Origin of the sequence: Sinorhizobium sp. BG8 (assembly GCF_016864555.1) — a bacterium.
Lineage (GTDB): Bacteria > Pseudomonadota > Alphaproteobacteria > Rhizobiales > Rhizobiaceae > BG8.
The window spans coordinates 796,792-815,825 of the sequence record NZ_CP044012.1 but is presented as its reverse complement, the minus strand read 5'-3'; the positions used below and the strand labels follow the sequence as shown (position 1 = coordinate 815,825).

General features: G+C 60.9%; 19 protein-coding genes. 11 read left to right on the top strand and 8 right to left on the bottom strand.

Features of this window, described 5'->3' with window-relative positions:
* Position 1: 1 nt before the first annotated feature.
* From F3Y30_RS24735 to F3Y30_RS24700, 8 genes are all read left to right on the top strand, one after another.
* Positions 2–1,042 (top strand): Rieske 2Fe-2S domain-containing protein, encoded by a 1,041-nt coding sequence (locus F3Y30_RS24735; RefSeq protein WP_246753031.1) that lies wholly within the window; start codon positions 2–4, stop codon positions 1,040–1,042.
* Entirely contained in the window at positions 1,042–2,034 is a 993-nt protein-coding gene (locus F3Y30_RS24730) for a PDR/VanB family oxidoreductase (RefSeq protein WP_348649875.1), read from the top strand. Before F3Y30_RS24735 ends, F3Y30_RS24730 begins: the two co-directional genes overlap by 1 nt.
* A 95-nt stretch (positions 2,035–2,129) precedes the next feature.
* The gene (locus F3Y30_RS24725; RefSeq protein ID WP_203426923.1) at positions 2,130–2,918 is read left to right on the top strand and encodes an SDR family oxidoreductase; all 789 of its coding nucleotides are present in this window, start codon (positions 2,130–2,132) and stop codon (positions 2,916–2,918) included.
* 49 nt (positions 2,919–2,967) lie between these two features.
* Positions 2,968–4,101, top strand: coding sequence for an extracellular solute-binding protein (locus tag F3Y30_RS24720; RefSeq protein ID WP_203426922.1), 1,134 nt, complete (start codon positions 2,968–2,970; stop codon positions 4,099–4,101).
* 10 nt (positions 4,102–4,111) lie between these two features.
* On the top strand, positions 4,112–5,197 hold the full coding sequence (locus F3Y30_RS24715; protein WP_203426921.1) for an ABC transporter ATP-binding protein: 1,086 nt from the start codon (positions 4,112–4,114) through the stop codon (positions 5,195–5,197).
* A gap of 4 nt (positions 5,198–5,201) precedes the next feature.
* Complete coding sequence (locus F3Y30_RS24710; RefSeq protein ID WP_203426920.1) at positions 5,202–6,059, top strand: ABC transporter permease; 858 nt, start codon at positions 5,202–5,204, stop codon at positions 6,057–6,059.
* Positions 6,056–6,835: an ABC transporter permease gene (locus tag F3Y30_RS24705; protein ID WP_203426919.1), complete on the top strand. Its 780-nt coding sequence runs from the start codon at positions 6,056–6,058 to the stop codon at positions 6,833–6,835. Before F3Y30_RS24710 ends, F3Y30_RS24705 begins: the two co-directional genes overlap by 4 nt.
* The gene (locus tag F3Y30_RS24700) at positions 6,832–7,743 is read left to right on the top strand and encodes a helix-turn-helix transcriptional regulator (RefSeq protein ID WP_203426918.1); all 912 of its coding nucleotides are present in this window, start codon (positions 6,832–6,834) and stop codon (positions 7,741–7,743) included. The genes F3Y30_RS24705 and F3Y30_RS24700 overlap by 4 nt, the downstream gene beginning before the upstream one ends.
* A 162-nt stretch (positions 7,744–7,905) precedes the next feature.
* Here F3Y30_RS24700 and F3Y30_RS24695 read toward each other — a convergent pair whose 3' ends face one another.
* From F3Y30_RS24695 to F3Y30_RS24685, 3 genes are all read right to left on the bottom strand, one after another.
* On the bottom strand, positions 7,906–8,958 hold the full coding sequence (locus tag F3Y30_RS24695) for a C45 family peptidase (RefSeq protein WP_203426917.1): 1,053 nt from the start codon (positions 8,956–8,958) through the stop codon (positions 7,906–7,908).
* A gap of 35 nt (positions 8,959–8,993) precedes the next feature.
* Positions 8,994–9,881, bottom strand: a complete 888-nt coding sequence (locus F3Y30_RS24690) for a polysaccharide deacetylase (RefSeq protein ID WP_203426916.1) — start codon at positions 9,879–9,881, stop codon at positions 8,994–8,996.
* 80 nt (positions 9,882–9,961) lie between these two features.
* Positions 9,962–10,390 (bottom strand): nuclear transport factor 2 family protein, encoded by a 429-nt coding sequence (locus F3Y30_RS24685; RefSeq protein ID WP_203426915.1) that lies wholly within the window; start codon positions 10,388–10,390, stop codon positions 9,962–9,964.
* A 159-nt stretch (positions 10,391–10,549) separates the two neighbouring features.
* Between F3Y30_RS24685 and F3Y30_RS24680 the strand changes: the two genes are divergently transcribed.
* The 3 genes from F3Y30_RS24680 (at position 10,550) to F3Y30_RS24670 (ending at position 14,008) form a co-directional block, all read left to right on the top strand.
* On the top strand, positions 10,550–11,908 hold the full coding sequence (locus tag F3Y30_RS24680) for a glutamine synthetase family protein (RefSeq protein WP_203426914.1): 1,359 nt from the start codon (positions 10,550–10,552) through the stop codon (positions 11,906–11,908).
* A 45-nt stretch (positions 11,909–11,953) separates the two neighbouring features.
* Positions 11,954–13,243, top strand: coding sequence for an FAD-binding oxidoreductase (locus tag F3Y30_RS24675; protein ID WP_203426913.1), 1,290 nt, complete (start codon positions 11,954–11,956; stop codon positions 13,241–13,243).
* Between the two features lie 69 nt (positions 13,244–13,312).
* Entirely contained in the window at positions 13,313–14,008 is a 696-nt protein-coding gene (locus F3Y30_RS24670) for a type 1 glutamine amidotransferase (protein ID WP_203426912.1), read from the top strand.
* Between the two features lie 150 nt (positions 14,009–14,158).
* On the opposite strand, the gene F3Y30_RS24665 is transcribed toward F3Y30_RS24670, so the two are convergent.
* The 5 genes from F3Y30_RS24665 to F3Y30_RS24645 all read right to left on the bottom strand — a co-directional run bounded on the left by F3Y30_RS24665 (position 14,159) and on the right by F3Y30_RS24645 (position 19,025).
* A complete protein-coding gene (locus tag F3Y30_RS24665) occupies positions 14,159–15,193 on the bottom strand; it encodes an extracellular solute-binding protein (protein ID WP_203426911.1) in 1,035 nt (344 codons plus the stop codon).
* A gap of 28 nt (positions 15,194–15,221) precedes the next feature.
* Entirely contained in the window at positions 15,222–16,028 is an 807-nt protein-coding gene (locus F3Y30_RS24660) for an ABC transporter permease (RefSeq protein WP_203426910.1), read from the bottom strand.
* Position 16,029: 1 nt separating this feature from the next.
* Positions 16,030–16,947: an ABC transporter permease gene (locus F3Y30_RS24655; protein ID WP_203426909.1), complete on the bottom strand. Its 918-nt coding sequence runs from the start codon at positions 16,945–16,947 to the stop codon at positions 16,030–16,032.
* Entirely contained in the window at positions 16,948–18,033 is a 1,086-nt protein-coding gene (locus F3Y30_RS24650) for an ABC transporter ATP-binding protein (RefSeq protein WP_246753030.1), read from the bottom strand.
* Between the two features lie 227 nt (positions 18,034–18,260).
* The gene (locus tag F3Y30_RS24645) at positions 18,261–19,025 is read right to left on the bottom strand and encodes an SURF1 family protein (RefSeq protein ID WP_203426908.1); all 765 of its coding nucleotides are present in this window, start codon (positions 19,023–19,025) and stop codon (positions 18,261–18,263) included.
* Positions 19,026–19,034 lie beyond the last annotated feature (9 nt).

Here is a 19,034-nt window from a genome sequence, read left to right as displayed (position 1 = left end):
CATGCTCGACACGGTTCGCAAACCCTGGGAAGACCTGCCACAGCTTTCCGGCCCCAAGCGCGATGCTGCTGAACGCGCCATGAGGCGCCAGTGGTGGGCGGTTGCCCGATCTGCCGATCTGGATACGCCGCAGCCGGCCGTACTGCTCGGTGAAAGGCTCGTGGTCTACCGCACCGCTTCAGGCAAGGCGGTCGTGCAGTCGCGCCGCTGTCCCCATCGCGGCGGTGATTTCGCGCAGGGCAAGGTCCATGGCGAGGCAATCGCCTGTCCCTATCACGGCTGGCAGTTTGCCGCCGCCGACGGCAAGTGCAGCCATATCCCGTCCCTGGACGATCAGGCGAAGATCCCGCCGCGGGCCGCCATCGCTTCCTATCCCGCGATCGAGAAATGGGGCCACGTCTGGACCGTGCTCGAGCAGCCCGCCATGCCGATCTATGAAGTCGATGCCTGGAAGGATCTGGATCTCGAATGGCTCGCCGGCCCGCCGCTCGATTCCGAAACGGGTGTTGCGGTCGCGATCGAAAACTTCCGCGATGTCGCACATTTCCCCTTCGTGCACGAAGTCTCGATGGGTCCGTCTCCGCACATTGTCGAGCCGCTCAAGGTCAGGCGCGAGGGTATCGATATCTTCATGCAGCGCACGCTTTCTGCCGGCAACGGCGACTGGGCCAACGATGGCGACTGCGAAATGTACTATCACTGCACCGCGCCGGGCCTAGCCACGATCACCTACGACTATGCCAACTACGGCAAGCGCATCGTCGCCGGGTTCCCGTCGCCCATGGCCTACGATCACGTGATGATCTTCTGGGGCGTCGCAAATGAACGCACCTACACGGGAGCCGGCCTCGACGAATGCCTGCGTATCGAGGAAATGGTCTACCGCGAAGACCTGCCGATCGCAGGAGCGCTGGAACCGCGTGAAATCGATTGGGACGGCAGCTACGTCGAACATTCCGTTCCGGCCGATCTCTTCACACTGAACTATCGGCGTGCGTTCAACGAATTCGTCAGCTCCGCGCTGGTCGAGGAGGGACGCTGATGATGTCGGCGGTCGCAAGCCGGGAAGTTGCGGCGGCGGCCGCAAACGTCCGCTTCACTGCGCGGATCGTCCAGATCACCCTTGAAGCGGATGGCATCGTATCGTTCGCAATGCGGGCGGCCGACGGCAGGGATCTCCCTGCCTGGACGCCGGGCGCACATGTCGATCTCTGTCTACCCTCGGGGCTCGTTCGGCAATACTCGCTCTGTGGCGATCCCCGTGACCTCAGCCAGTATCGGATTGCGGTGCTTCGGCAGGAGGACGGGCGGGGAGGTTCTCGCGAGGTGCACGAAGATCTGCGGATCGGCCAGACCGTGAGCCTGGTGGGCCCGCGCAATGCTTTCGTCCTCGTGCCTTCGCAACGCTATCTTTTCGTCGCCGGCGGCATAGGCATCACCCCGATACTGCCGATGGTCCTTCATGCAGCGTCAAGAGGGGTGGACTGGCGTCTCATCTATGGGGCCCGGAGCCGGGATCGCATGTCCTTCCTCGGCCCGCTCGCAGGCGTCGATGCTGGACGCGTCGATCTCCGTCCGGCCGATGAGCGGGCGCACATCGAGATAGAGGAGATTGTCGCGGCGGCGAGGGGATGTAGCGAGATCTACGCCTGTGGGCCCCGCGGACTGCTCGATGAACTGGAACAGCGGTTCGCCGCGGACGGTCTCGGGTCCCGGCTCCATATCGAGCGTTTCGGCGCATCCGCGCCCCCCGTGCTCCCCGGCGACGGATCCATTCGCGTCTTCCTCGCCCGTAGCGGCGGCCATGTCGACGTTGCGGCCGACTGCAGCGTCCTCGAAGCGCTCAGGCAGGCGGGGCATGATCTTCCGTCGTCCTGCGAGCAGGGCTTCTGCGGAACATGCGAATGCCGCGTGCTCGATGGCGTTCCGGATCATCGGGACGCGCTGCTGACCGAAACTGAGCGTGCCGCCGGAAAGACGATGATGCCCTGCGTTTCGCGCGCGGTAACCCCGACCCTCACGCTTGACATCTGAGCGCCTGAAATAACCCGGCGGGGGTATGTCCCGCAAAATAGAGTGGTGACAACACTATGCATGCTTTTTCATCTGTTCTTGAAAGTGGCGAAAAAATGTACGCCGGACGCGGATGGGTTGAGGGTAAGATAGCGCTCGTAACCGGAGCCGGCTCCGGCATCGGACGCGCCGCCGCCCGCCTGCTGGCCGCGGAAGGCGCCACGGTCTATCTCACGGACATCGATGCAGATGCGGCAGAGGCGACCGCGGATGCAATCGGTCCTGCCGCCCGCGCAATCCGCCAGGATGTTCGCGACGAAGCGGGCTGGGAGATTGTCACGGGCAGGATCCTCTCCGAACAGGGCCAGCTCGATATTCTCGCCAACTGTGCCGGCATCCAGCTCACCCGCGGACTGATCGAAACCTCGCTTGAGGATTTCCGCCATGTCTTCCAGGTCAATGTCGAATCCGTGTTCCTCGGCACCCGGGCGGCGGTCAAGGCCATGCTGCCGCGGAAGAGCGGATCGATCATCAACATAGCCTCGAACTTCGCCAATATCGCTGATGGATTGAACACCGCGTACTGCGCCTCAAAGGCGGCGGTCGCTCATTTCACCCGGGCCGCAGCGCTCGATTGCGCGCAGCGCAACACCCGTATCCGCGTCAACTCCATTCATCCCGGCTGCATCAACACGCCGATGCTGGAGCGGGAGATCGTGGACGTTGCCGCAAAACGTGGCGACCCGGATACGTCCGCCGTGCGGGCCGAATGGCAGACGCTCGCGCCCCTGGGCATAGGCTCGCCCGAGGATATCGGCTGGGCGGTGGTCTATCTGGCTTCCGACCGCAGTCCCTATACGACCGGATCGGAACTGGTGATCGACGGGGGGCATATCATCCGCTGATCGGCGACGCGCAACAACAGACAAAAGCAACACAGAAAAGGGGAATGACATGACACAACACTTCGAAAAATCTTCGAAATTCAAGAGCTCGCTCGGCGTCAGCCGTCGTCATTTCATGATCGGCGCAGCCGGCCTCACCGCTATCGCGGGGTTTGGCATGAAGCCGGTTCTCGCTGCCGGTGATGTCGCCTTTCTCGGCTGGGAGGGCTATGACCTTGCCTTCAAGTCGAAGGATCTTCTCGACAAGGCCGGCGTCAGCATGCAGACGACGTACATCTCGGCGATCGAAGACATCATAACCAAGTTGCGTGGCGGCGGTATCGGCTCGATCGATCTCACCACGCTGATCTATCAGTATGTCGGCTTCTGCGGGCAGAGCGAACTGCTCGACCCGATCGATGAAAGCTTGGTTCCGAACCTCGCCAGCATGCATCCGCGGGTCAAGGAACTCGACAAGTTCCTGCGCGTGGATGGCAAGCTCTACGGCGTCCCCTTCACCTTCAGCTCCATCCCGCTTCTCTACAATCCCGACCTGGTCGAGGAGCCCAAGAGCTGGCTCGACCTTCTCAAGCCAGAATACAAGGGCAAGGTCGTCGGCTATCCGGACGTCATGAGCATGATCGTCACTTGGTCGAAGGTGGCAAACGGCCTTGATGACCCGAGCAAGATGACCAGGGCCCAGCTCGATGCCACCGTTGACCTCATGGTCAAGGTCAAGCAGAATTCCCGCACCATACCTTCGAGCCTTGGTGAGATTTCCGACATGTTCAGCCGCAAGGAAATCGTCATGGGCATGGGCTGGGAGCCCATGATCAAATGGGCCGGTGACAAGGGCGTCAACCTCAAGATCGCCTCGCCGAAGGAAGGCACTTTCGCCTATTTCGACACGGTAAACATCGCCAAGGATGCGCCGAACAGTGAGCTCGACCACGCGCTGATCAATTGGGGCCTCTCGGCCGAGAACCAGAAGGCGTTCTCGGAAGCCAACATCGTCGGCATCGTCAACCAGGATGCCATGAAGGCGGTCACGGACCAGACCGTCGCTGGGATCTACCACTTCGAGGACCTCGACAAATACTTCGCCGACAAGTTCCTGCCCGGAATGTTCCCGCTCGAAGCAGAGGGAGAGTTCGTTACATGGGATGACGTGCTCGCCGCCTTCGAGAGCTACCAGAGAGCGTGAGGTGCTGCCCGTGAACTTCGTGCCGCCAGGAATGATCGCAGCCGCCCAGACTGGAGCGGATCCCGTAAACGCGCCGCCGCTGGTAAAGCTGAGCGGGCTCGCCAAGAACTACGGTATCTATCAGGCCGTCTATCCCCTGGATCTCGAGTTTGGCGAGGGGGATTTCCTCGCCATTCTCGGACCATCCGGTTGCGGCAAGACGACCCTTCTCAAGATGCTCGGCGGCTTCATCGAGCCATCCGAGGGTACGATCGTGATCGGCGGACGCGAGGTCACGAAACTGCCTCCCGAGAAAAGACCGACCAACATGGTCTTTCAGGGCTATGGCCTGTTTCCGCATATGACTATCAGGCAGAACATCGGATATGGCTTGCGGATTGCCGGCAAGCCTCGCGCCGAAGTCGACGCCAGGGTCCGCGAGATGCTGGCGCTCGTCCAGATGGAGGCCTTTGCCGACAAGTTGCCGCCGGAACTCTCCGGCGGCCAGCAGCAGCGGATCGCACTGGCGCGCGCCCTGGTCATGCGTCCCAAGGTGCTTCTGCTCGACGAGCCGTTCGCGGCCCTTGATCTCAAGCTTCGTCAGGCCATGCAGGAAGAATTGCGTCGGCTTCACCGGGAAATCGGCGGGACATTCGTCTTCGTGACGCACGACCAGGCCGAGGCCATGTCGCTTGCCACCAAGGTGGTGGTGATGTCGCGGGGCAGGGTGGAGCAGGTCGGCACGGCCGAGGAGATCTACCTCAAGCCGAAGACCCACTTCGTTTCCACCTTCGTCGGCGAGGCAAACTTTCTCAAGGCGAAGCGGAAACTGGCGCGCGTGGCTATCGAAGGCGCGTTCTCGTTCGACGATCCCGGACCGGATGGCGACGTGCTCGTGGGTGTCCGGCCGGAGAAGGTCAGGCTTGGAAAGGCTGCCTCGGGTTGCGATCATCGCTTTTCGGGACAGTCACCCAGCGGGTCTTCCTCGGAGCGCAGGTACAATACACGGTTCATCTCCGGAACGGGGAAAGCTTCGTTGCCTGTCGACAGGACGGCGACCTCATGTGTGGTGACGAAGTCGAGATCGGTTGGGCGTTCGGCGATCAGTGGGTGGTGACGCCATGAACGTAGCCACCCCGCTTTCCGCCGGACGAAACGGCGCGCTCATCCTGCCCGCCGTCGCTGTGCTCGCCGGGCTCTTCATCGGCCCGATGATCTATTTTCTGATCGTCTCGTTCTTCAAGGTCTCGCTGTTCAAGATCGTGCCGGCCTTCGACCTCGGCAACTATGCCAAGGTGCTCGGAGCCTACGGGGTTCCCATCCTTTTCACGATGGCTATCAGCTTCCTGATCGCCAGCATAACGACCGTGCTGGCCTTCGTGGTGGCGCACCTCATCTGGACACGGGGACGCGGCTTCAGCGGCTTCCTGCTGGCAGCCACTTTGCTGACGCTGTTCGGCGGCTACCTCGTCAAGATCTATGCTTGGCGCACCCTTCTCGGGAGAGACGGCATCGTCAACAATACGCTCGTCGGCCTCGGCATCGTTCGCGAGCCTATCGAGGCTCTTCTCTACAGCCCGATTGCCGTCGTGCTGGTCCTGGTCAGCTACCTGCTGCCCTTCGCCATCCTGCCACTCTACGGGGCTCTGCGGTCGATCGAGACAAAGACGATCGAGGCGGCCAGGGATCTGGGCGCAAGCCCCTGGGTCGCCGTTCGCGATGCGGTCCTGCCGCGTTGCGTGCCGGCGCTGGTCACGGCTTTCGCCCTCTGCTTTCTGGTCACCGCCGGTGACTACGTAACGCCTCGCATGGTGGGTGGCACACAGACAATGATGATGGGAAATTTCATCGAGAGCCAGTTCGGCCTCAGAATGAATGTGCCGTTGGGTGCGGCCATGACCTATCTCACGATCATTGTTTCAGTCGCCGTGATCTCTCTCGTCTGGATAGCCCTGAAAACGGTATTGAGGCCCAAATGAACATCGCCTTCGGCCGTCTGGCCAACAACACCATCGGCGTCCTGTGCCTGATTTTCATGGTGGCGCCCCTCTTTCTCGTCGTGCTCTTCTCCTTCGGCTCGTCCAGTCTGATGACGTTCCCGATGGCTGGCTTCACGCTGGATTGGTACCGCGCGCTGGTCTCTCGGGAAGATTTCTGGAGCGCGCTCGAAAACAGCGCCATCATCACCGGCTCTGTCGGCGTACTGGCGACAGCGATCGGCACGACCGCTGCCATGGTGATCGCGCGCATGCGGCCCAAGCAGTCGGCGACAGCCTTCTTCCTCTTCGGCCTTCCGATGATGATGCCGCCACTTGTGCTGGCGCTGGCGCTGCTTTCACTGTTCTCGGTGCTCGGCGTGAAGCTCAGCCTGATAACGGTCGTGCTCGCGCATCTCACCTTCACGATGCCGTTCGTCATTCTCATCGTGACGGCAAGGCTGCGCGACTTCGACTACACGATGATCGACAGCGCCCGTGACCTCGGGGCTTCGCCCGCAAAGACCTTCTTCACGGTGACGTTTCCGCTTATCCGCCCGACACTTTTCGGTGCCGCGCTCATTGCCATGGCGCTGTCGCTGGATGACTTCGTGATTACCTTCTTTTTGATCGGCGGTGGCAATACGCTTCCGACCCTCGTATGGGGCATGCTGCGCACCGGCCTTGATCCTTCGATCAACGCGCTCGGAACGCTGATCCTGCTTCTGACGATCGGCAGCTCGGCCGTCGCTCTACGCTTGACGAGGTACAGGGGATGACCAGACCCGGATGGACGATCGCCGGCGCATTGCCGCGCGGTTCGATGGACCTGCCGAACGCCCGGGAAGGCGCCGAGGTGGCGCTGACCGGGGTTCATTCCGATCCGACCCTTCTCGCACGTGTGATCGACGCGATCGAGACGGAACAGTTCTTCCCCGCGTTGCGCGACTTCATCAATGCCGCGGTGGCAATCGACAATTGCGTGGCGCTCGTCTTCGCCACAGACAAGCCCCCGCTTATTCTGCACCAGTGGTCGCCGCAGGAGCCCAATTACTTCCAGATGCTCTACTGCCAGGGTGCCTACGTGCTCGATCCCTTCTACCGGATCTGCGCCGAGAACAGCGGCGGCGGCACCTTCCTCCTCGACGAAATTGCGCCGGACAGTTTCAACGAGAGCGATTTCTATCAGACCTATTATCAGAAGGTGCAGATGATCGATGAGATCGGCCTGCTTTTTCCGGTCGACGGCAAGCGCATGATCCACCTGTCTCTCGGCAGGCGAATGAAGTCCGAATACTTTACCGCGGCCGACGCGGCTCGCATCCGCCATATCGAGCCATTGCTGGAATCCCTGTTGAAGCGCCATGCGCGCACCAAACTCGATCAGTGGACGGCTGGGCACCCCGCTCCCGGTGATCCCGTAGCACATTCGGCCACCCACCTCGCCAATCGCTGGCTCGCTCCCTACAATGTCACGAGCCGCGAGGCCGAGATCGCCGCCATGGTGCTGCGAGGCCATTCCAATACCTCGATCGGCCTGACGCTGAACATCAGCATCGAGACCGTGAAGGTGCATCGACGCAATCTCTACAGCAAGGTGCGCATTTCTTCGCAGGCAGAGCTCTTCATGCTCTTCATCAATCACATACTCGAGACGGGAGATTCGACGCTGCAAGCCATGCACTGATTGTGCGTCGTCTGGAGGCGGTCACCGATTTCAGTACAAAAATATATTCAAAAACGATTGGATAACGCTTCAATATAAAATCACAGGATCGTCTCAAGAAACAGGGCACCGTTTTTCAACGGTGCCCTGATTTCGTTTGTCCGGATCTGTGACGACCCGGGATCAAGCGGTGCGGACTTCGCCCTTCAGGACCTCAAGATTGCCCGCTGCAACATCCAGGATCACGGTCGAGAGCGTCTCGTAGGCGTTTGCGGGGTCGGCGCCGGGTTCCGGGTGGCAGCAGACCGCGCCTTCTCCTCCCTCGTGCCGTTTCATTTCGGAAAGGACATCCCCGGCGGTTGGCTGCCCGATCGCACCGAGACCTCGCCTCAGCAGATCATGCCGCAGCAGGGTATCCGGAAAGGCGCGGGGCTCGGTGTCGCAAGCCGCTGGGCCCGGCGCGAGAAAATGGTTGGTGTGGACGATGAAACCTTCCGAATCCGGCAGCACAAAGCTCGGACCGCCCGGGTGGAGCTCCACCGACATGGCCTTGCCGATGCCTTTCTCGAACCCGACGAGATTGATGGAGCTCGAGGCTGACACCTCGGCCGTCGCCAGCAGCTGGGCGGCACGATAGATGTTGGAGGCGCCGTCGAGCGCCGCACGCGCTGCCACATGCACCGGTACTCCAATCTTGCCGCCATCGGCGGTGTGGTGGAGGATAGTGAAGAGCAGGCCGAGTCCACGCGTGTTCAGCCCGGATTTGCCGACGATGCCGTACTCGGTCATCGTCTTGGTCACGCTGCCGTCGGCAAGCGGAATTTCCCAGACGAGCCAGGAATCGTGAAAGATCTGGTACCAATCCCAGGTCTGCACCGCGACCGGCGCCGACAGGTCGGACGGCAGGTGGATGACGGCGGAGCACTCGCCACGCAGCTTTGCCTTCGCAGCGGCGAGAATTTCGGTTCGCGCATTGAGCGCGCCGATCAGCGCCGGGTCGATGCCCGCGCCCTCCGCAATGCCGAGCATTTCTTCGTGGAGCGCCGGGGCGAAAATCGAGACTGCGGCAAGTGCGTCCCGGCCGGCCGACGCGATGTCCAGGCATCCGTCGGAAAGCCGGTCAAACATTGCGCCGTAGGTGTCCACATTGGCTTTCACCTTGGCCGCGAACCTGTGGCCGAATTCCTTCCCGCGCGCACGGGAATTGAGCTCGGTCGATCGAAAAACCGTCGTCATGGGATCATGTCCTCAATGTGTATGGAGCGGGCCGGTCACAGTCCGTCGCGGCCGCAGGCGTTCTGTGCCTGCGGGGCTCCGGATTTGAGCCATTTGTCCAGCGGATTGTTTGCGCGCCACTGGTCGACATAGGCGCCCATCGTCGAGAACGTGACACCGTCGCGGCTCTTGAATGTGTTGATCAACCGCTTGAGCATCATCAGCCGGTGGCCGCGCCCGATGACCTGCGGGTGCATCGTGACGTTGAACAGCCCGCCGGGAATGTTCCTGTGGGCATAGTCGAACTCATCGGTCCAGATTTCCTCCACCTTGGTGGAAGCGGAAAGCCCGTAGGTATCCTTGTCGACGAACTCGAAATGCGGGAAGTCATCCATGACCCAGGCGACGGGCAATTCGACGAGGTCGACATTTGGGCCGAAGTGATAGGGTGTCTTGTCGTCGAAACGGTCGTCTATGCGGGCGTAGTAAGGAATGAAGTCCGATCCCATCAGACTGGAATCATAGCTGAATCCGTAGTCGAGCAGGATCTTGATGGTGCGCTCAGAAAAGTCCCAGGAGGGTGAACGGTAACCCTTGGGCCGAACACCGGCCGCCTTGTGCAACGCCTCCAGCCCCTTGTCGATGTTGGCGCGTTCGCCGGCTTCGTCGAAATCGGCGGGATTTTCATGCACCCAACCGTGATGGGTGATCTCATGGCCCTCATCCCGGATGCGTTTGACGATATCCGGATAGGCGAGCGCGGTATGACCGGGAATGCAGAAAGTACCCGGTAGCTCGTGTTTCTTGAGCAGGTCAAGAATGCGAGGCACGGCGATCGCGCCGAATTCTCCGCGCGAAACCATGGATGGATTTCGAGCCTTGTAGGAACCGAGCCACACGGACATGGCGTCGAAGTCGAAGGTCAGGGCGCAGCTTAGGGTCATCGGTCCGCTCTTTTCGGTTTGATTGCCAGAATAGGGTGAGGCGCGCCCCTGGGAGGATCAGCGCGCCTCGGCTCGGACCGTCAGGTCGAGTATTCCGGATCGGTGGTGATGTGTTCTTTGAGGATGATCCACCTTCCATCCCGTTTTTCCATCGGGAAAGTGCACCACTGGCGCAGTTTGGCAGGTCCGCCGGCCAGCATGCCGCCGCCACGCAGAATGAACGAGGCGCAGGCGACGTTTCCGTCCACCCAGATCTGGATCGACTCTTCCTCGGCCTTGATGGCCCATTCCACCATGTATTGCTTGACCATTTCTCCCCAGATGGTGAGGTAGTCCTTATGGCCATAGAGCAGGGACAGCTGCCCACCGTAGTCGTCAATCACCATGGCATCCTTGTCGAGGATGCGTTCGAACTTCTCGATGTTCCATGGATTGCTGGGGCTGAAGGTCCAGCCGTCGAGCCATTCGTCGATGGCGGCGCGCACCCCTGATACGTCTTTTTCCGACATGTCGATCTCCGTTGAAAGTTGATGATGACAGTCTGCCAATACCGATATTTCGGGTCACTACCCTTGTGGGGTTATTACGGGCCGACGACCGGCCGCGGTAAGTGCATCGAGACTGAACGGGTGGCCTGCGATCATCCGCTGATTTTCTGGGAGTGCGCTATGTTGAACGTAGACTTGACGACGCGGGAGCGACTTGAAGCGAATATTTCGCCCGAAGCTGAGTATGTTTTGGCTGCCATCTGCGACATGAATGGAATATTTCGCGGCAAGCGTGTACCCCGCAACAAACTCGAGCGCGTCGAGGCAGACGGTATCCGCATGCCGATGTCCTCCATAGGTGTCGACATCTGGGGCACCGACGTCATGGGTACGCAACTGACGCTCGAGCGCGGCGATCTTGATGGAATCTGCATGCCGACGGGCAGGGCGGCGCTCGATCTCGGGTGGGGTGGCCAGGGTTCGCTCGTGCCGATGTGGATGACCAAGGAAGACGGAACACCCTATTTTGCCGATGGACGGCGCCTGCTTGCGGACGTGCTTGAACGCTATTCCAGGGCCGGTCTGACGCCTGTCGTCGCAACCGAGGTGGAATTCTATCTGCTCGATCCTGCTGAAGCGCTGCCGGCGCCCGCCCGTGGCGGAGCTGCGAGCCAGCCCGGGGAGTTCGATAACATTTACTCCCTCGACGAACTGAACGAATTTTCGTCATTTTTCGACGATGTCTATGCCATGGCGAAGGCCGCCGGCATTTCCGTGGAAGCAGCGATTTCAGAAGGTGCGCCCCGGCAATTCGAGTTCAACCTGCAGCACAAGCCGGATGCATTGAAGATTGCCGACGACACCCTGTTCTTCAAGCAGATCATGCGCAACGTGGCCAAACGTCATGGGCATCTGGCAAGCTTCATGGCCAAGCCCTACAAGGAGCACGCCGGAAGCGGACTGCATGTTCATTTCTCCATTCTCGACTCCAACGGAGCCAACATCTTCGACAATGGCACCGATCTCGGGTCGAGTGCGATGCGCCATGCCGTCGGCGGACTTCTGGACTGCATGGCCGAAATGACCCTTGTCTTCGCACCGCACCTCAACTCCTACCGTCGCCTCGCACCGGGCGGTCTGGCGCCGACGACAGTGGCATGGGGGTACGAGAATCGCACGGCCGCCGTGCGCATCCCCGCCGGTCCCCATGTCGCCCGGCGTATCGAACATCGGGTAGCTGGTGCGGATGCCAATCCCTACTTGGTGCTCGCGGCCATCCTCAGCGGGGCGCTTGACGGCATCCAGCGACAAGCGCAGCCCTCCGAACCGGTCAAGAGCAACTCGCACCAGGTCGATGCACCCCAGCTCGCGAGAGACTGGCGGCAGGCGCTTGAATGGCTGCGGTCTTCGCAGAATGCCGGACGCTTGCTGTATCCGGAATTTGTAAGCGCCTTCAGCGCTTGCAAGGAGCAGGAGCAGGATGTCTTTGCTTCGCGCATGACCGATTTCGAGGTCGCGACCTACCGTCTGTCGGTCTAGAACTGTCGCCAGCCTATCTATCCGCAACAACGGGAAGCCTCGCCCATGGCCGAATCCTATTGCAAGTCCTACTACGCTGCCACGGCCAACAAGATCGATGGCTTTTCGCGCCTCGAGGAAAGCATCGACGTGGATGTCGCCATCGTCGGTGGCGGTTTTACCGGCATATCGACTGCGGTCGAGCTCGCCGAGCGGGGCGTCCGCGTCGCGGTGCTGGAGGCCAACCGCATCGCCTGGGGTGCTTCCAGCCGCAATGGCGGGCAGATTACAGGTTCCCTCTCCGGCGACAGGGCGATGGAGAAGCAGTTCCGCCGCAAGCTCGGGAAAGACGCCGCTGACTTTGTGTGGAAGCTTCGTTGGCGCGGACACGAGATCATCCGGCGCCGGGTGGAGAAGTATGCCATCGCGTGCGATCTCAAGTTCGGCCACATGCAGGCTGCCTACAAGCCTTCCCATATCGCCGAACTCGAGGCGATGTACCAGGCTGCGCTTGACCACGGAATGGGCGACGAGGTGCAGTTCGTGCGGGGGCCGGAAGTAGAAGGGATCATCGGCACGAAGATTTATCACGCCGGGCTCGTCAATCGCCGCAACATGCATGTCCATTCGCTCAATCTCTGCCTCGGAGAGGCGAATGCCGCCCGTAGCCTGGGTGCCCGAATCTACGAGGATTCGAGGGTGGAGAAAATCAATTACGGAAAGCGCCCGGAACTTGTCACCGCAGCGGGACGCGTGCGCGCTGACAAGGTGCTCCTTGCGGGGAATGCCTACCATCGCCTCGCTCCGGCAAGGCTTGCGGGAATGCTGTTTCCCGCCTCGCTCGGCATCGTCACGACCGAGCCTCTGCCGGAAGAGCTGGCGAGGGCGATCAATCCGCAGGATCTCGCGGTCTACGACACGCGCTTCGTGCTCGACTACTATCGGCTGACAGCCGACAAACGACTCCTGTTCGGCAGCGGTACCAATTACACGGGTAAGGAAACGCGGAACATCGAAGACGTGATGAGGCCTGCAATCGAAAAGACATTCCCGCAGTTGAAGGGCGTCCGCATCGATTTTGGATGGCAAGGGCAGGACGGCATTTCCATCAATCGCATTCCGCAATTGGGAAAGGTCGCCGCAAACGTCTACTATGCGCAGGGCTATTCAGGGCACGGCGTCGCCACCTCCCATATCATCGGTGAGATCATGGCTTCGGCGCTTTGTGGCGACAGTCGCGATTTCGATGTCTTCGCGTGCGCGCGGCACTGGCGAATGCCGGTCGGTCGCTATCTGGGAAATCAGGCGCTCGCCATCGGCATGTGGTATTTCCAGCAGCTAGAAAAGTTTCGGTGAACCCGTCGCGGGTGGAGCGAGCAGGCCCTATATGATCTGCAGTGACACACGAAGGAGTCGCAGTTGTTGATGAACATCGGTATTTTGCAGACCGGCAGCGCGCCCGAGAGCCTGGCGGATGCGCAGGGCGATTATGATGCCCGCATGCGCTGGCTGCTCGGCGAGAATGATTTCTCCTATGTAACCTACAAGGTCGAGTTCGGTGAGTTGCCCGCTTCGCCCGAGGATGCGGATGGCTGGATCATCACCGGCTCCCGTCACGGCGTCTACGAAGACCACGCCTGGCTGCCACCGCTCGAAGACTTCATCCGCCGTCTCGCATCCGTGCGTCGCCCCTTGATCGGGATCTGTTTCGGTCACCAGGTAATCGCCAAGGCCCTTGGCGGTAAGGTGGAAAAGTCCTCCGAAGGCTGGATCGCCGGCCCGCAGCTCTATGAGTGCGAGGACGGACGGAGCTTTGCCGCCAATGCCTGGCATCAGGACCAGGTGGTGGAGCTGCCTCAAGGCGCGCGGCCGATTGCGCGTTCCGAGAGCTGCGCCTTTGCTGCGCTTCACTATCCGGGCTTTGCGCTCTCGGTGCAGCCTCATCCCGAGTTCACCGCAGAATACTTCGAGGGCCTCCTCGACGAGAAGGGCCATGTCCTGCCGGAAACAATCCGCGAGACGGCTAGGCACGACAGCGTCCAAGGCAAGGCGAATGACCCGTTCATGCGTCAACTTCTGCGCGATTTCATGCGCCTGGGCGACGCCGCACTCGTCCAGTGAGGCTTCATGTGCCTGCAGCGCTGCGTTTCGGATGCGGCGCTGCGATGGGCCACGTTACCTTTCGAACCCGCATCCCGGAAGTGATCATCGGATACCACCGTGAGAAGACGACGGAAGCTTCTCGTTCCGCCGTCTTCGCACTAGGCCGCTTTACTTCTTCAGGTTAGTCCAGATCGCATCGTAGTAGACTTGAACCTCCTTCGGGCAGGCTTCGACGAAGGCGCCGTGGGTGGATTCAGCAGGGCTGACTTCGGGAGAGGCGAGCAGGTCCTTGTCCATGAACTTCTCTGCACCTTCGATGGCGGAGGGGAAGCGCGCGTAGTTGCTGATTGCGGCTATGTTCTCCGGCTCCATCAGGAAGTTCAAAAACTTCATCCCGTTCTCGGGGTTCGGTGCATCCTTCAAAAGCACGGCGTTGTCCATCCAGTAAATGTAGCCCTGCCGCGGATAGGCATATTCCACATTCGCCCCTTCGGCCCGCGCCTTTGCGGAGTAGCCGCTCCAGATCATGCCGGCCTTGGCATCCCCGGAAACCAGCACGTCCTTGGCGATTTCCGAGCTGATCGACGCCCAGTCGGCCTTGGCGTTCATGACCAAGTCGTTAAGCGCCTTCAGTTGGGCTCTGTCGGATGTGCATTGCGGAATGCCGAGGTGCATAGAGGCAAGGGCGAGCAGATCCCCCTGCGCGTCCAGCATGTTTATCTTGCCCTTCAGTTCTGCCGGCGGATTGAAAAGGATGTCCGTGGTGTTGATATCGCCCTTGTAGGCATCGCGATTGACCGCAAAGCCTGTCGTTCCCCACTGGTAGGGAATTGAGTACTGCCGGCCCGGATCGAACGGGACATCGATCCATTGCTTCTCAATCCGCCCGAAGTTCGACAGTTTGGCATGGTCAAGCGGCTGCAGCATTCCTTCCGCAGCTAGAATCTTCACCATGTAGTCGGCCGCCACGGTCACGTCGTAGGTACCGAGTTTGCCGGCCTTGAGGGCAGCAAGCAGCGCCTCATTGGAGTCGAACGTGTCCATGGTCACTTCGACATCGTATTCCTTGGCGAATTTGTCGAGGAGCGACTGCGGGATGTACTCGAACCAGTGATACAGGGCGAGCTTGCCCTCGGCATGGGCAATGGTCGTGCTGGCGGCCAGTATGGCGAATGCTGAAGCCAAGCTTCTGAAGCTTTTCATGATTGTCCCCTTTTGTTGAAGCATGATTTTATTGTCTCCGCCCCATGCGGCCGATGAGGTATGAGAGCGATACGCAGAGCACGGAAAAGCAGAGAAGCAGCGACGAGATCGCCATGATGTCTGGCTTTATGCCGAGCTTGACCGAGCCGTAGATCGCCGTCGGCAGGGTCTCGACGCCGGCGCCCTTGACGAAATTGGTGATGAGAAAATCGTCGAGCGAAATGATGAAGGCGAGAAGCAGGCCCGCCACGATTCCCGGCATCAGGAGCGGCAGCAGCACCAGGCGGAAGGTTTCCCAGCGGCTGGCATAGAGGTCGAGCGCCGCCTGTTCGTACATGTCGTCGATACCTTCCAGCCGTGCCGCGATCGGGAGATAGGCGAAGGGCACGCAGAAGACGACGTGAATGACGAGTATGGAAACGTAACCCTGCGGAAATCCGATTGCCGAGAAGAAGATCAGGCAGGCGACTGCGGTCACGATCTCCGGCACGGTCAGCGGCAGGTTCAGCAGCGCGTGGCTAGCACTCTGACCGCGGAACCTGCCTGCACGCGAGAGCGCAAGCGCTGCCGCGATGGCGATTGCGGTTGAGATCAGGGCCGCGAGCGTAGCGATGGTGAAGGACACCAGTGCCGCGGACTGGAACCGTTCGGCATTTTCGCCCCAGAATATCTCACCATACCAGGCAAGCGAGAAACCCTGCCATTTCGTGATCGAGGGCGAACTGTTGAACGAGTATACGGTTACCACCACAAGGGGCGCGTAGAGCATCGTGAGGCAGAGTGCGGCGATAAATCCGAACCCTGTGTAGCGGCGCAGGTCGGTCTTGCGGGCCATTTCAGGCGCTCCTCCGGCTGCGGGCATAGAGCATCAGCAGCACCATCACGATTGTCAGGAGGACCATCGCCACGGCCGCGCCGAAGGGCCAGTTGCCGGCGTTGCCTTTGAACTGTTCCTCGATGAGCGAACCGATCATGTAGGTCTTGGCACCGCCGAGCAGGTCGGGGGCGAGAAATGCACCGAGGCTCGGAACGAAGACGAGGATGCACCCGGCGACGATGCCGGGCATGATCGTTGGCAGAACCACCAGCCTGAGCGTCGTCCACCGATCGGCATAGAGATCGGCCGCCGCTTCCGAAAGACGGAAATTGTAGCGTTCCACGCTGGCATAGATCGGCAGGACCATGAACGGCAGGTAGGAATAGAACAGGCCGAGCTGGACGGCGAAATTCGTGTTGATCAGATGGATCGGCTCGCTGATGAGCCCGCTCCAGATCAGGAACTCGTTGAGAGGCCCGTTGTCGCGGATCAGGAATTTCATGGAGACCGTTCGGATCAGCAGGTTGACCCAGTAGGGCACGGTTATGAGAAACAGCAGAAGTCCACGGAACCGGGGACTAGCCGTTCCAATGAACCAGGCGGTCGGAAAGCCCACGGCGAAGCAGAGCACTGTTGCCATTGCCGCCTGCCAGATCGACCGGCCAAAGATCGTCACATAGGTCCATTCGAGGGTCGGCGGGTCGTCGCCGAACAGCCCGCGATTGAAGATGAACTGGTCATAGGCAGAGATCGAGAATTCCCAGATGACACCGCCCCTGAATTCCTTGGTGAGGAAGGAGTAGCAGGCCATGATCAGGACCGGCACAAGCAGGAAGAGGCCGATTGCAAGCCACGCCGGGAGTACCAGCGGCAGCGCTAGGCCCCGATAGATCCGGCTGTTGCCGCGCGGATCCGCCGTCGTCTTCACCGCGGCCATTCAGCCAGCGACCAGGCGTGCGGCGCCTGCCTCCATTGCCAGGCCAATGCTCGCGCCCGGCTCCGGGATTGCGGCATCTGCACCATTCTGGATGCGTACGCGAAGCACATCCCCTTCCGCGATACGCACCTTCAGCTGCGTATCGGTGCCGAGGTAGATGTGGTCGGTCACGACGCCGTTCAGGCTGCCCCTGTTCGCGGCAACCACCGCGAGCCGCTCCGGCCGGATGGAGAGATGCAGAGGCTGTTGCTGGATGGGGCCCGTCGCAGCACAGTTGAGCCTGCTGCCTCCCGGCAGTATCACCTCGGCCGTTCCATCCCGCAGCGTGGCGACAGTCACCTGAATGAGGTTGGTTTCCCCGATGAAATCCGCCACGAAGCGGTTTTCCGGCATTTCGTAGATCTCCCGGGCGGTACCGACCTGCTGTACCTGTCCCGCCGACATCACGGCGATGCGGTCCGACATGGTCAGCGCCTCTTCCTGGTCATGGGTGACGAAGATGAAGGTGATGCCGGTTTCCCGCTGTATTTCCTTCAGTTCGAGGCGCACGGCCTGGCGGAGCTTGAGATCGAGCGCGGAGAGCGGCTCGTCCAGCAGCAGGACCTTCGGATTGGGCGCCAGTGCTCTCGCGAGCGCCACGCGCTGCTGCTGTCCACCGGAAAGTTGTGCCGGGTGCCGCTCGGCAAAAGCCGAAAGCTGGACCAACCCAAGCATGGCCAGCGCCCGTGCCTTTGCTTCCTCGCGACCTTTCTTCAGTCGCAGGAGACCGAACATCACGTTTTCCAGGACCGTCATGTGTGGGAACAGGGCATACTGCTGGAAGACGGTGTTGAGCGGACGGCGGTTTGGCGGAAGGTCGGCAATATCTTCGCGAAACAGCCGGATCCTGCCCGACGTGATCTCTTCGAAGCCGGCAATCATCCGCAGCAGGGTGGTCTTGCCACAACCCGAGGGTCCGAGCAGCGTGAAGAACTCGTTGTCCCGAATGTTGATTGATACATCGGAAAGCGCGACGTGGTTTCCGTATTTCTTTTCAAGCCGTTCGATATCGACGGCAATCTCGTTTGGTCGCGGAATCGTTAGCAAGCTGCCCCCTGTCGCATTTCTCGGCGCGAGGGTATTTCACCAGCAAGGAGCAACAATAACCCGGCAGGGGTAGACGTGTTCGCCCATCTCGAGGGAGGCGGTCATCGCGGACGTTTGCGGATCGCTCCCAGGGCGTATTGCGAACGTCGCGAACCGCTATTGCCGCCTTGATCGATTGTACTGATCCATGTCTTCCGGAACCGTTGACCGCTTCCGGGAGACAGGAGCTACGGAGCCGAGGGCCTGTACCGTCTCAGGGCAATGGCGCCGCCTATGCTCATCGCGGCCAAGGCGAACCAGGTGAGCGCATAGACAAGATGGCTGTTGCGGAAACTTACGACCGTCATGCCGCCGATTGGCAGGCCACCAGGATTGGGAGTCGAATCCGCGTCGATGAAATAGGGGGCGACGTTGGAAAGCCCTTTGGCATCTGCGATTGCGGCGACGTCGCGAGAGTACCAGCGGTCGTTCTCGGGATCATTGGAACGAAGGAAAGCGCCGCCCGGTTCGGACAAGCGCAAAAGTCCGGTCACCTGAACGGACCCCGTCACTTCACCCGCGCTGCGTGAGGACGGATCGCGACGGTCGGAGGGCACGAAGCCGCGGTTTATCAGGATCGTCGTTCCGTCCGCTTGATGAAGCGGCGTGAGCAACCAGAAACCCGAGCCGCGCTCGGTCACGGCCTGCACCAGCACTTCCTTCCCGTGGTCGAAAGTACCGGTTGTGGTGACGCGCCGGTACTCGTCGTTCGCGGCATTGATGCCCGCCCATGAGGCGATCGGCGGTGGCGGTACCGGCTCGGCGGTGACCCGCGCGTCCACGCGCTCGATCAGGTCGAGCTTCCAGAACAGCCGTTGTATCTGCCACGTGCCGAGGCCGATGAAGGCGAACGCGAGGAACAGCAGCGCTCCCGCGAAGAGCAGACGCGACCGGGGCGGGCCGTCCAGGCCAGCTCCGGTCATATCATGGGTCGGGGGGTGGTCAGCGGCCATGCGCCAAAC